At 67.3% G+C, this 12,171-nt stretch carries 12 protein-coding genes and 1 CRISPR repeat array; of the genes, 3 read left to right on the top strand and 9 right to left on the bottom strand.

What is annotated here, in order from left to right:
* Nucleotides 1-203: 203 nt before the first annotated feature.
* The 3 genes from FB384_RS20520 to FB384_RS20510 form a co-directional block, all read right to left on the bottom strand.
* Complete coding sequence (locus tag FB384_RS20520; protein ID WP_183786449.1) at nt 204-584, bottom strand: DUF397 domain-containing protein; 381 nt, start codon at nt 582-584, stop codon at nt 204-206.
* A complete protein-coding gene (locus tag FB384_RS20515; RefSeq protein WP_183786448.1) occupies nt 581-1,456 on the bottom strand; it encodes a helix-turn-helix domain-containing protein in 876 nt (291 codons plus the stop codon). The genes FB384_RS20520 and FB384_RS20515 overlap by 4 nt, the downstream gene beginning before the upstream one ends.
* A gap of 1,951 nt (nt 1,457-3,407) precedes the next feature.
* A complete protein-coding gene (locus tag FB384_RS20510) occupies nt 3,408-4,571 on the bottom strand; it encodes a macrolide family glycosyltransferase (RefSeq protein ID WP_183786447.1) in 1,164 nt (387 codons plus the stop codon).
* 58 nt (nt 4,572-4,629) lie between these two features.
* Between FB384_RS20510 and FB384_RS20505 the strand changes: the two genes are divergently transcribed.
* From FB384_RS20505 to FB384_RS20495, 3 genes are all read left to right on the top strand, one after another.
* Nucleotides 4,630-5,118: a MarR family winged helix-turn-helix transcriptional regulator gene (locus tag FB384_RS20505; protein WP_183786446.1), complete on the top strand. Its 489-nt coding sequence runs from the start codon at nt 4,630-4,632 to the stop codon at nt 5,116-5,118.
* Between the two features lie 186 nt (nt 5,119-5,304).
* Nucleotides 5,305-5,628, top strand: coding sequence for a hypothetical protein (locus tag FB384_RS20500; protein WP_183786445.1), 324 nt, complete (start codon nt 5,305-5,307; stop codon nt 5,626-5,628).
* Nucleotides 5,625-6,152: a DDE-type integrase/transposase/recombinase gene (locus FB384_RS20495; RefSeq protein ID WP_183786444.1), complete on the top strand. Its 528-nt coding sequence runs from the start codon at nt 5,625-5,627 to the stop codon at nt 6,150-6,152. Before FB384_RS20500 ends, FB384_RS20495 begins: the two co-directional genes overlap by 4 nt.
* Before the next feature lie 207 nt (nt 6,153-6,359).
* Nucleotides 6,360-6,815: a CRISPR direct-repeat array (repeat unit 28 nt; unit sequence GGCTGATCCCCGCGGGTGCGGGGCGGAC).
* A gap of 40 nt (nt 6,816-6,855) precedes the next feature.
* Here the strand turns inward: FB384_RS20495 and FB384_RS20490 are convergent.
* The 6 genes from FB384_RS20490 to FB384_RS20465 form a co-directional block, all read right to left on the bottom strand.
* On the bottom strand, nt 6,856-7,458 hold the full coding sequence (locus FB384_RS20490) for a type I-E CRISPR-associated protein Cas6/Cse3/CasE (protein ID WP_183786443.1): 603 nt from the start codon (nt 7,456-7,458) through the stop codon (nt 6,856-6,858).
* Between the two features lie 33 nt (nt 7,459-7,491).
* Nucleotides 7,492-8,256, bottom strand: a complete 765-nt coding sequence (cas5e, locus tag FB384_RS20485; RefSeq protein WP_183786442.1) for a type I-E CRISPR-associated protein Cas5/CasD — start codon at nt 8,254-8,256, stop codon at nt 7,492-7,494.
* Complete coding sequence (cas7e, locus tag FB384_RS20480; RefSeq protein WP_183786441.1) at nt 8,256-9,488, bottom strand: type I-E CRISPR-associated protein Cas7/Cse4/CasC; 1,233 nt, start codon at nt 9,486-9,488, stop codon at nt 8,256-8,258. The genes cas5e and cas7e overlap by 1 nt, the downstream gene beginning before the upstream one ends.
* Nucleotides 9,488-10,048 (bottom strand): type I-E CRISPR-associated protein Cse2/CasB, encoded by a 561-nt coding sequence (casB, locus tag FB384_RS20475; RefSeq protein ID WP_228726553.1) that lies wholly within the window; start codon nt 10,046-10,048, stop codon nt 9,488-9,490. The genes cas7e and casB overlap by 1 nt, the downstream gene beginning before the upstream one ends.
* 32 nt (nt 10,049-10,080) lie before the next feature.
* Nucleotides 10,081-11,658, bottom strand: coding sequence for a type I-E CRISPR-associated protein Cse1/CasA (gene casA, locus FB384_RS20470; protein ID WP_183786439.1), 1,578 nt, complete (start codon nt 11,656-11,658; stop codon nt 10,081-10,083).
* A partial coding sequence (locus FB384_RS20465; RefSeq protein ID WP_221213488.1) for a hypothetical protein occupies nt 11,655-12,171 on the bottom strand: 517 nt, incomplete at its 5' end. The genes FB384_RS20465 and casA, both read right to left, overlap by 4 nt.

Genomic DNA, 12,171 nt, shown 5'->3' with positions numbered 1-12,171 from the left:
CTCATCTACGGGCAACAGCTCAACGAGCTCGGTCAACCCGGATCGCAGCTCGGCAACTGACATGCCCACAGCGTGCACGACACCACCGACAAGAATGGCGCCGCTCGCAACTGGTATGCAGTGCTAATCGCCTGCACGACCGAAACTGCAGCAGCCGGGACGCATCGAAGGCTCTCTCCGCATGCCCCGCTGACCGCGGCCAGTCACGCCGCCATAGAACCATTGGCGGGAAGATCGAACTCGGAGCCGTGTACTCCTGCAACGAACGCGGACCATTCACCTGCGGTGTAGGAGAGGGTGCCGGCTGTCTCGTGGCGTGTCCGCAGGTCCACCGCCCCGTCGGTGTGGACGACGGTCTCGATGGCCGGGTTGGAGTCGGCTGGGGCTCGCCCCGTGACTTCGTCGAGGAAGGCGGCCCAGTCGCGAGCCGGCACGCTCAGGACCGGACCGGTTCCGTGGTCCTTGGTGTCCCGGATGTGGACGACATCGCCGCCGAAGCTGACCTCGACGCATTCCTGGGACGGGTTGCTGAACGAACTCTTGAACCAGCTCTGTGCCGCGCTGGCGGAGTGGGTGTTGTTCACGGCTGTCCCTCCATCTCTTTGCGGACCTCGTGGATCATCTCAAGCGAGGCGTCGAGATCCAGCGCACGGTCGATAGCCTCGTCCAGGCTCGCGCTCAGCTCGCGAACGATGTGCGGTTTGTCGATGAGTGCGCCGGTGGTGACGGCTTCCTGCCAGACCATGTCGTGCAGGAGCTGGGAGTGGAACGAGAGGATCGTCAAGCCACCGCCGATGACGGGGTGCGCTCCCGCGCCGTAGGGCATCACGTGGATCTTGATGTGGTCACGGCGTTCCTCGGCCAGGCTCGCCAGGCGGGAGAGCTGGTGGACCATGATGTCGCGGCCGCCGACCTCCTGCCGTAGGGCCGTCTGGCCGATGACGACGGTGAGGTCGATCGGATCCGGTCCCTCCAGCCGCGTTTGTCGGGCGAGTCGGGATTCGATCCGTGGGCCGACGTCGACCGGTTTGATATAGGGGGAGCCGCCGCGGATCATTGCGCGGGCGTAGTCGGCGGTTTGCAGCAGACCGGGAATGGTCTCCGCGGTGTACTGGCGGAAGGCGCTGCTGCCGGCCTCCAAACCGATGAAGCGAAGGAACTCCTCCGAGTACAGGCGGGCGTAGTCGTCCCACCATTCCCGCCGCTCAGTCTGGCTACGTAGAGCCTCAAGTTCGTCGGCTTGCTCGTCGGACAACCCGTAGGTCCGGGCCAACGCTTCCAACTTGGGCGCCGTCAGCTTGCGCTTGGCGATCTCGATCGACGACAGGTTGTTGCCGCCGATGCCGGTTTCCTTGCCCACCGCACTGAGCGTCAAGCCCAGCTGCTCGCGACGCTCGCGCAGCCGTAGGCCCAGTTCGAGCGCTTGCACCGTGCTCGAAGTCGGCGCGTTTCCCATCAGCGGCGCTCCCTGCAGGTTCTGAGTACGTCATGCACCGAAACCAGTATCGCAGCCGCCCAACGGGAAGTACACACGATTGGAGCATACCGTCATGAGTACTCTCGCCATAATCTGAGTGTACTCACGATGACATTGTCGATCATCTGAGTAAATGCTCCGGACGTGGTCGATACGGAGGAGGTGACCGCGATGACCTTCAACGGCTACTGGCTCGTTGTCCCGACACCGAAAAACTCCGATCGTTCTCGGGTTGGGCAGCTCAGTCAGCACCGACGCGACTCCCGCTCATGCGGCCGCCCCGGCGCAACGTCTGCGCCGTCGCCAAAGCCAGAGAACGCAGCAGCGGCGGTGAACGAACGGCACCACGGGAGGCCCCGACCTCCGAAAACTCACCCATCCGAGCTCCCTGACCGATCCGCTGCCGCGTGCGCGGCGGTCCCCCGAGTGGATCGGACAGGGCTCGACCATGGCGGCCCCATCGATGCCCCGAACTCTGCTGGGGCCGCCATGGTCTCGATGACACCCGGCGGGCAGACGCCGACCCCGACCTCCGTCTGCCCGCCGGGGCCCAAGGTCGTCCCCGCGGCGTGGTGGGCACCATGAAGCGGCGCAAGCTTCTGAACAGCGTCCTGGCAGTGCTCGAGCGCGCTGGATGGAGAGCTTCGGACACCTGGACTGTGCGTTGTCACAACGAACAAGGCCGCACAGTGACGTTGCAGGTTGGTGTAGCCCTCGACGGGATCACGATCACGCCATCCTCATCAGGACGACTTACGCTCACAACAGCCGAAACCGGCCAGCTGCGCGCGGCCCTCCGTGACGCATTGTCCGCACGTGCGCCCCTTGTGCCTGAGGGGTCGCCGCTACCGCGCCGCTCCAACACGTTTGACCAAGCGCACCCGCGCGCCCTGGGCGACGCACCGCCGAGAGTGCGGCGTTACCTCGCCAGGCCCAGCCGGATCGAAGGCACCACGTTTCCCGCCACCGCAAGCGATCCGCCTCGTGGGCCGGGCAGCGATCCGGATCGCACCTCCATCCGGGCAGCGTGAGCTGCCAAAGCCACAGGCGGCACCTCACCGGAAACCGCCAGAGTTCTCCATCACCTATGGAAGGCCGCCCCATGCACATCACCTTCGACAAAGTCACGGAGACCACGCCCTGCCCCGGCGTACACAGCGCAACCCTGATGCACTATCCGCGCACCGTGGCCGGCCGGCCCGTGACGATGCCCTACATCAGCAACGGACTGTGGGACCAGCATCAGATCGTCATGCCATCGCTGTGTTCCCGCAAGTATCTGATTCCACCGGACGTTGACGACGATCCAGAAGGTCCTGTGTGCGTGGAATGCAGAGATCGACTCGCGAACGCTCACGAGTCCCGCGTCTCACTGAGGCCGCGTGTACCTACGCCGGCGACCATCGCGTCCTGACCCGTCATGTGCCCCGTGAGTAGCGATTCGCTGTGGGACGCCACGAAATGCGCGACAGTGCAGGAAATCCGGTCGTGACCGCACGGGACCACGGCCCCGGTGGAGTCCACAGCGCAGAGACGATGGAGGCACCCACGACGCCGTTCCTAGCCGTCGAACGGGCACTCCTGGGAGCTCCCGTTGAAGCCTCGCTGACGTCCCCCGAGATCGAAGTGGAGTGGCCCACGGACGATATGGACGACCCACACGGCACGGCACAAGCACGGCGTTCTGATGAACCCCTCGCCCAACACCGATCAGCACAACAGATACCCCCAGGACAACCCGGGGACCGATGGCAGCCCCCTCTGGACGGATCCGAGTTGGCGCGCGTCCTTCAGCTGATGCGCAAGAAGTGGAACATGTGAGGGCACGCCTCGTGCGTCTGCCTCTTGGCAGGGTTGGGGACGGAGCGGGTGCCGCCTCATGTCCTGACGACGGCTCGGTAGGCGACCTCTAGCTTCGTTGGTCTCGGGCTCATTCGCTCAGGAGGTGCTCGATCGCTTCTGCTCCGGCTATGGCGCCGCCAGCGGACTGGATCGCTTCGCGCATGGCGGCAAGGTTGGCGCGGATCATGGCATCGCCCGCGAGACGCTCGATGCGGCCGTGGAGCTCGGCCGGAGTGGGGGTGCTGGTGTCCAGTCGGTGCCCGAGACCCAACTCGGTGATGCGGTCGGCATTGAGCGACTGTTCGTGAACTTGGGGCGCAGCGAGGATGGGAACTTGGTGATACAGCGCCTCCATCACCGAGCCCATACCAGCATGAGTGATGAACGCGGTGGCGTGCTGGAGCACGGTTGGCTGTGGGACGTGAGCGGCGATGTCGACGTTGGTCGGGACGTGGCCGATCGTGGTGAGGTCCACGTGCTGGCCTACCGACATCACCACATGCCAGCGGGTGTCGCGGAATGCCTCCACGCAGGCGGCGAAGAATTCCGGCCGATTATTGAACGCGGTACCCAGTGAGACCAGCAAAACTGGCGCACCGTCGGCCGGTGGCTGCCACGCCGCTGCGCGGGCTCGGCTGAGCGAGGGACCGATGAAACGGTGGCCCGCGCCGAAGGTGTCCCCGGCGATCTGGAATGCGCGAGGCAGGAACACCAGCGTCAGCCCCGCCGCTGGGCCGCCCATCGGAACCTGGTAATCGGCGAACAGCCGGGCGACCTTGGCGCCGTAAGCGGTGAACAGCGGTCCGGCAGGATCGAAGCCGGGAATGAGGTGGGCAGGCGAGAAGTGCTCGTTACTGGCGAAGTTGGGCACCAAGGACATCAGCGGCACGTCGAACGCGCCGGCCAACAGTGGGCCGAGGACTACGGCGTCAGCGCAGACCAGATCCGGGGCATCGCTCCGGAACCGGTCCAGCAGGCCCGGCAGCGCCGCCCTGCTCGCAGCCAGGAACTCCTCCAGGGTCGCCACGAATACCTCGGCTGTGAACTCGCGGTCGGCGAGGTCACTGGTGTCCTGGACCCAATCCAGTTCCGCCACCTCGGCGCCGGTGGCCGACACCATCGGCGACAGCGCAGGACTCGTGATGTAGGTGACCCGGTGCCCGCGCGTGATGAGGTGCTCGACCAACGCCAGGGTCGGATAGACATGACCCGGCGCCGGTGGTGCCACGAAGACGATGTGCCGAGAGTTCATTAGGATAGTCTAGCAGCTAGATACATCGAGTTACTTGGTTGAGCAAAGGTGGCCTGCTATGACTAAGACAGACCCAGCGATGCTGGTAGGCGAATTGATCCGCCTGGCGACGCCGGTCGGTCACAGGCTGGCCCGGGATTTGGCGTTGTCCCTGAATGACTTGACAGCGTTGCACCACCTGGTTGGCCGTCCCCCGCTCGGACCGGCCGACCTGGGCAAGCGTTTGGGCATGTCCTCGGCTTCGGCGACCGTGCTCGTCGACCGACTCGAACAGGCCGGCTATGCGCGACGGGAACGCGATCCCCACGACCGCCGCCGGGTCGTAGTCACAGTCACTGCGGCAACCGAACAGCGCTCACTCGCCGCCGTCGCCCCACTGGTCGAGGCGATCACGAAAATCTCTACCGAACTGGATGCGACCACCCGACAAGCCGTCACTCACTACCTCAGCCAGGTTGTCCAGGCCATGCAGGCCTTCGTCGACCACGAACACGCCCACCCTGCCGCCGAAGAGGCTGGGACCACAACCGCCATCGAGCATCACTGAGAGCGCCAGTGTCCGGTTACTCAAGCGTCGTAATCAGTTGTTGGAGCAGGAGAACGAGGTGCTGCGGCGGGCGGCGGCGTATCTGTCGCAGGGCAACCTGCCGGGAAAAGGCTCTACCCGCTCGTAAGGGAGTTGGCCGCCCCCGATGCCCGGATTCGGGTGGCGGTGCCGGTGGCGTGCCGGGTCTTGAAGCTCCACCGCCAGAACTACTATGCCTGGCTCGCCCAGCCGGTGACCGACGCCGAGTACGACGCGGCCTACGTGGCGAACGCGATCTTCGACGCCCACCGCGAGGACCCCGAGTTCGGCTACCGCCTGTTGCACGACGAGGTCACCGCCACGGGCATCGAGGTGTCGGATCGGACGGTGTGGAAGATCTGCTCGGACAACCAGTGGTGGTGCGTGTTCGGCACGAAACGTCGTTCCCGCTGGCGCGGCCCGCCGCGCCGGCGCACGAGGATCTGGCGCGCCGCGAGCTCACCGCCACCACGCCCAACGAGTTGTTGTTGACCGACATCACCGAACACCCCACCAGTGAGGGCACGCTCTACCTCTGCGCAGTCAAGGACGCGTGGTCGAACCGGATCGTGGGCTACTCCATCGCCGACCGGATGACCTCCCAGCTCGCCCTGGACGCGCTGGAATCGGCCGTCGCCCGCCATGGTGGCCACGTCGCCGGCTGCACGCTGCACAGCGATCGCGGAGGCCAATTCCGCAGCAAGAAGTTGCAGCAAGCGTTGTGGCGCCACCACATGCGCGGCTCGATGGGCCGGGTCGGCTCAGCCGGTGACAACGCCGCCATGGAGAGCTTCTTCAGCCTCCTGCAACGCAGGCGTGCTCGACCGCCGCCGATGGGACACCCGCGAAGAACTCCGGATCGCGATCGTCACCTGGACCGAACGCACCTACCACCGCCGACGCCGCCAGAACAGGCTCGTCTGTTTGACCCCCATCGAATACGAAACCAACATGACCACGCTGGCCGAGCAGGCCGCCCAACCACTGTCACAGTTTCCTTCAGCAGGAACGGATGATCCCCGCGTGTGCGGGGCGGACGAGTGGTTGCGGGAGCGTGAAGGTGGCGGCACCGGCTGATCCCCGCGTGTGCGGGGCGGACACCCTGACCAGCCGCCGAAGCAGCACACGTTTCGGCTGATCCCTGCGGGTGCGGGTGCGGGTGCGGGTGCGGGTGCGGGTGCGGGGGCGGACCGGGTGCAGGGCGCGCTCGGTAACCTGCTCTACGGCTGATCCCCGCGGGTGCGGGGCGGACAAGCTCGCGACCATCGTCACGGTCTCCGAGGAGGGCTGATCCCCGCGGGTGCGGGGCGGACGGATCCGGACTGCGGCTGCCGCCAACCCGTGCCGGCTGATCCCCGCGGGTGCGGGGCGGACAATGCGAGACGCTGATTCACGTACGCGTGAGACGGCTGATCCCCGCGTGTGCGGGGCGGACGACGAGTTTCTACCCGTGGCGAACGGCACCCACGGCTGATCCCCGCGTGTGCGGGGCGGACGGGGATGAGGCGGCCCGGCCGCACGTTCCTCCCGGCTGATCCCCGCGTGTGCGGGGCGGACGGGAACGCGCGCAGCATGTGCACGACCACCGGCGGCTGATCCCCGCGTGTGCGGGGCGGACGGCACCGGCGGAGACAGCCCCGGCCGAGAAGTCGGCTGATCCCCGCGTGTGCGGGGCGGACACTTGTTGACCTGGGAGTTTGTGGACTGGTTCGGAATTTTTCATTCGGTTTTGAGGAGGGCGACGGAGAGGAGTCCTAGGCCGTAGGCGCGGCCTCGGCCGATGCCGTGGGTGATGGCTTGGAGCGCGGTGTCGCGGTCGGTGATGGTGGCGGTTCCTTCGTATTGCGCGTATCGGTGCACGATCCGTGGTGCGTCGGGGTTTTTGCGGCCGGTGATGGTGCCGGTGTGGGTGATGTGGGTCGTGTGGAGTTCGAGGCCGCGGCTCGGGGCGCGTTGTGTCCACCAGTCGAGAGGGTCCTCGCCTGGTTGGATGATGGGTTTGTGGCCGTTGTAGCGCACGGGTGTTGCGCGGAGGCGGTAGCGCACGCGGACGCCGGTGTCGAGTTGTCCGACGAGGTTGTCCATGGGTTTGGTGGCTACCGCGCCGTAGTTGCTGGGGAGGCGTTCGGGGTCGGGTTGGGTGAGTGATTGGACCAGGAGGACGTGGTTGTCGCGGGTGGTTTCGAGCCGATGGAGGGTCGCTGAGGTTTGGCGGGCGTTGTCGCCGAGTTCGGGTGGGCAGGTCAGCGACAGCACGGTCTGATGCAGCTTGTGGGCGTTGCGGACATCGCGCGCGGCGGCGCGGCTGCGGGGGTTGAGCACGATCTGGGTGAGGGTTGGGGCAGCGAACATGGGTCAGGCGGTCTCCCGTGCGAGTGCGTCGAGCCATTCGTCGCTGTAGCCGGCGCAGCCGGTGGCGGGGAGGTGTTCCCACCACCGGTGCATGGTGTGGCTGGTGTGGACGGGGTAGAGCTCGGTGGCCCCGCCGGGGCGGACGGTGTCGACGGTGGTGACGGTGTCGCGGTCGTGCGGTGGGGTGTCGGCGAGGAATTCGATCCGCACGCTGTCGTCGGCGTTGGGCTTGCGGCGATGCAAGGGCAGGTGGCGCAGCAGTCGGTTCGGGTCGTCGGTGGTGCGGCTGAGGATGAGCGGGCTGGTGAGGGGGAAGGCGCGGCGTCCGCAGTACGGCGCCCAGTGTGGTGCGGCGAGCCAGTCGGAGATGGTGTCGAGGCTGAAGGCCCGGTCGTCCATGCTGGTGAGGGCGATGGTGAAGGCCGCGTCGGCGAGGTACTCGCGCCAGCTTTGGATGGTGCCTTTGCCGTGGGTGCGGTAGGTCTCGTTGGAGGTGATGGCGGTCCGTTCCCGGGGCTGTCCGCCGCCGACAGTGTGGTAGTCCGTCCGGCGTGTCCCTGGCCTGTCGACGCGGATGGTGACGTGGAGGGCGTCGGACAGTGGGGCTAGGTCGCCGCCGCGGGGGATTCCCGCGGCGGCGGCGAGGAGCCCGATCAATGCGGTGCGGGTCGGCCAGGGTTCGGTGGCGCGTTGCTGCCATAACCCGGAGGTCGCGTAGGACTGCAGTGGTGTGTCCAGGTGCAGCACCAGCAGGTCGGTGGTGGGCATCAGGCCGCTCCTGCTGTGTCTCGCGCGGCGGCTGTGTCGGCGGCAGCGTCCGTGGTGGCACGGACGAGGTCGCTGATGCCGGTGTGCAGTTCGCCGAGGTTCGCGGGTTCGTCGGCGCCGGCGGCAGGGGAGAGGGCGTGGCCGTGCCAGCGGGGGTGCTCGCCGGTGAAGGCGAGCATGCCTTTGTTGTAGCGGTCGAGCTGGGCGACGGCGCGTTCGAGGTAGCCGTTGCTGGAGGGGCGTAGGGCTTTCTCGAACGCGGTCACCAGCGACAGGGGCCGGTCGGTGACGGTGGTGTAGACGAAATCGGGCCAGGTGTGGGCAGCGGTCACGTTTTGCTTGCCGGTGGGCAGCTCGCGGCAGAACGCGCGGGCGAACACGTCGACCAGTTGCAGGGCGCCGTCGATGTCAGGCGCGTCCTCGGTGCCGAGGTTGGCCGCGAGCCGGTCGACGTTGACCGTGGCGTAGCGGTACATGGTGCCCGAGGTGTATTCGGCGTCGCCGATGTGCGCAGCACCGCGGGAGCCATCGTCGAGATAGTCGTCGACGGTGGCGAAGAAGTCGACCTCGTCGGTGGTCGCGTTCACGGAGATGGCGTGGGCCATCTGCACGGCGCCGTCGACCTGGCTGCCGGGCAGCTCGGCGACGAACCGGCCCAGGAGCGAGATGACAGGGTTGCGGGTTTCGAGCGCGGGGAGTACGGCGGCACCGTCGAGGACGGTGACACGTTCGGGCTGCTCGTGCTCGCTATCGCTGGGTTTCGTCGCCTTCCTTCCGCTCTTCTTGGGGGTGGGCAGAGGCGTCGCGACGATCGCGTCGCGCTGACTGTCGCAGAGCGCGACGAGTTCGTCGAGGGCGGCGTCCGCGACCCAGAGCATGATGTTCGATTCGTCGGTGTCGGGGTCGGGTCGTAGGCCTCCCTGCTTGGACGCGGACTTCGCGGCGGCGCCCGCGGCGGCGTCGAGCACGGCCCGCCCGGCGCGACGGGCATCGTCGCCGTTCCACCCGGCCGCGATGAGTCGGTCGGCGATCTTCGGCGCGAGACGCCGGGTGCGCCATGTCGACGCGCCCAACTCGGTTTCGATGGCATCGCGGATGGGGCGCTTCCAGGCCTGTGACGAGACACGAGCGCGGACGACGCCGCCGTACTCGCAGGTTTTGGGCGCGCCTTCACGGTCGCGGTTGAGGTTGCTGTAAGGAAGGGACTGTAGGGCGTGGATGGTGACGAACATCAGACGTTCTCCTTCTCCGCGGTGTCAGCCGCGGGGTCGGCAGGATGAGTAGTCGGGGCGTCGGTGAGGGCGTCGATCTGCTTGCGTGCGGCATTGGTCAGCGTGGCGCGGTAGTAGTCGCGGGCCCAGCGAGCGGCGACCCTGTCGCCGCCCCAGGGCCAGGCGTCGACATCACAGGTGAGGCGGACCCAGTCCACGCCGATGCCTTCGGAGCGGAGGATGCGGACGGTGCGGGCGACGTGGCGGTGCACGGTGCTTTCCCGCTGCCGGCACAACACGGTCAACAAGCGTTGCGTCGTCGACTCAGCCAGCACCTTGCGGACGCTGGCGGTCGCCAAGGACACGCCCAGGTTTGCCGGTGGTGGTTGCGTGGTTTTGGTCTCGATCGCCATCAGCGAGGCGATCATGTACAGGGTCCGAGCTCGGTGGCTGGTTTCTGCCTCGTGTTCGGTCCAGGGGATGAGGTAGGCGTGCATCCGTGTCGGTACCTGAGCGACGTCGAGGTTGATGCCCCTGCGTAGCACGGTGCGCGCAGCCGGGTTGTCCAGCACATCGACCATGTCGGCCACGAATTTCTGTGCGGTGTCGAGTTTCACGCTGCCCCCTCGGTCGTCGTGTTCGTGTCGCTGGGTTCGTGCTTGACGATCCAGGCCGCGATCTTCGTCCGGGCGGTTTGCAACGCGCCGATCGTGGCCGGACTGCTGCGGCGGGCGTCGGCGATCTCGTCGAGCAACGGCCACGCCACCGCGAGAAACGCTCGCCGGGGCTGGTCGAATTGGCGCTGTTCGAACCGGCGCCAGAACTCGACCTCGGCGGCGCCCCAATAGCGGGCGGTGAACACCTCGGTCCAGGGGTTCGGGCTGTTCGGCCTGTCACCGAGGAGGCGTTTCCAGGCGGCGACGAGCTCGCCGGTCACCTGTTGCTCGACGTCCGCGGCGGCGGCCGTGAGCTCGGCTACCCCGTCGGCGGCGTCCGGGTCATGTTCCGGCAGGGCCGCCAACACCGGCGGTGTGGTGGAACGAACCCGCGCATGGTCAACAGCTTTGCCCCGTTCCTGAACGATGCCCACGGCTCGGATGCGCAGCGTGTCGAGCAGCTCGTCGGGCGCGTGTGCCAGCACGCTCGGGCGTTGCGTGGTCTCACCGTCGGCCAGTAGCGCGTCGAGATCACGCCACACAGCTCGGTCCCCTCGCGCGGGTGCCAGCGACCACGTCACGCCCGTGGTGGATTTGCGGGCTTGCATCATGGAGTGTGGGTCCCGTGCTGTCAGCGGCCGATCGGTCCCGGAGGGCAGCTTGGAGGCCCAGGTCAGGAAGCAGTCGACCACGTTGGACCCGGTGTCGTCGGGCACGAGCAGCAGCGCGTGCCGCGATCGACCGACCAGCAAGCCCGCCGGCCAGGTCACCGTCGGCAGGACCGTCGGTCGCTCGGCAGGCAGCTCGGTCTCCCACGGAGCCGCGTCGACGGCACCGTCGCGGCCTACGTCGTCCGCGCCGGCGATCGTGGCCTTGTGGTGCGAATCGGGTGGGGGCGGGGGCATACCCGCGATCAGTGATTCGAACAGGTTCTGCCCGAGAGGGTAGTAGGTGATCGCCCCGCGCAGCGGTGCGTCGGCCATGTGATGGTCGGCGTAGCCGCTGACGCGGCGCGTGCCGCCGGTGCCGCCGTTGCCGTGCGCATGGTGATACAGCAACAGCTGCACCGCTTGCGTCGAGGGGATCGAGGGGGCGTGACTGGCCGAGGTGTGCACGAACCACACCGGCGTGTTCCCCCCGGGCCGTTGCGGATCCAATTTGGACACTCCCACTCGTTCGGCCTGCTCGGCCAGTCGAGGGTCCTGCATCCACGGCCGCACCGGATCGAACAGATCCCAGCACCAGTCGGACAGGTACTCGTCCAAGGCATCGACATCGAACTGGCCGGTCGCCAGCACGGCGCTGCGTCGCGCTTTCCACTCCGCAACCGGCAGAGCCTCGTCGAGCCCGGTGACGCGCGCGGCGATGGTTTCCAGCAATCGCCGTACCGGTGCCTCGGCGATCGGTTGCGAGACCCCGATATCGGCGACCTTGTGCGCCGAGGCGAACAGTTCGCGTATCCCGAACGACCCGGGGCGGCCATCGAGCATGGTGACATCCACCCACGGTTGCTGGGCCACATCGAACGAGTTCACGGGGTGTCCTTCCTGCCGGTTGAGGTGACGAGGCCGAGCTCGTCATCGAGGTCGAGGCCGCCGCGTCCGGAACCGACATCCAGCACCCGGGCTGAGGCCAGCGGCCCGTACCGCGACCATGCCGAGGGTGGATCACCGAGGAGTCGCGTGTGCTGCACCGCGACGGGGAGCGCCGCGTCTACCAGTGCGTCCTGCACCACCCGCTTCTTCGGACGGCCCTCGGGCCAGGGCATCCATTCCTGCGGCCCGTGCCGCAGCCATTGGTGGCCGTGCTCATCGGTGTAGCGGGGAACGACGAGGTCGGTATCTACCCCGAGACGTGTCAACGCGACTTCCGGAGTTTCTAGCGAGGTCAGCTCGTGCAGCTGATCGACCATTCGGGGGCGCGGGATGGCCGCTGTCTCGGCCGTCGCCTGGTCCGCGGCAGCTCTGTTGTGTCGCGCTGCGGCGCCGGCCTTGGAGAGCAGCGTGGGGCTGCGGTGATGTACCTGTTGCACGAGCTCGTCCACCTCG

Source organism: Prauserella sediminis, assembly GCF_014195435.1.
In the GTDB taxonomy this organism is placed as follows: Bacteria; Actinomycetota; Actinomycetes; order Mycobacteriales; family Pseudonocardiaceae; genus Prauserella; species Prauserella salsuginis.
Note: the sequence above shows the minus strand (reverse complement) of the source record. Positions and strands in the feature narration are given on the sequence as shown.

What these genes read in the sequence shown, in the direction of transcription:
- FB384_RS20515 (WP_183786448.1), bottom strand. Translation starts at nt 1,456, where the DNA reads ATGGGAAACGCGCCGACTTCGAGCACGGTGCAAGCGCTCGAACTGGGC.
- FB384_RS20505 (WP_183786446.1), top strand. Translation starts at nt 4,630, where the DNA reads ATGACTAAGACAGACCCAGCGATGCTGGTAGGCGAATTGATCCGCCTG.
- cas5e (WP_183786442.1), bottom strand. Translation starts at nt 8,256, where the DNA reads ATGCCCACCACCGACCTGCTGGTGCTGCACCTGGACACACCACTGCAG.
- casB (WP_228726553.1), bottom strand. Translation starts at nt 10,048, where the DNA reads ATGGTCGATGTGCTGGACAACCCGGCTGCGCGCACCGTGCTACGCAGG.
- FB384_RS20510 (WP_183786447.1), bottom strand. Translation starts at nt 4,571, where the DNA reads ATGAACTCTCGGCACATCGTCTTCGTGGCACCACCGGCGCCGGGTCAT.
- cas7e (WP_183786441.1), bottom strand. Translation starts at nt 9,488, where the DNA reads ATGTTCGTCACCATCCACGCCCTACAGTCCCTTCCTTACAGCAACCTC.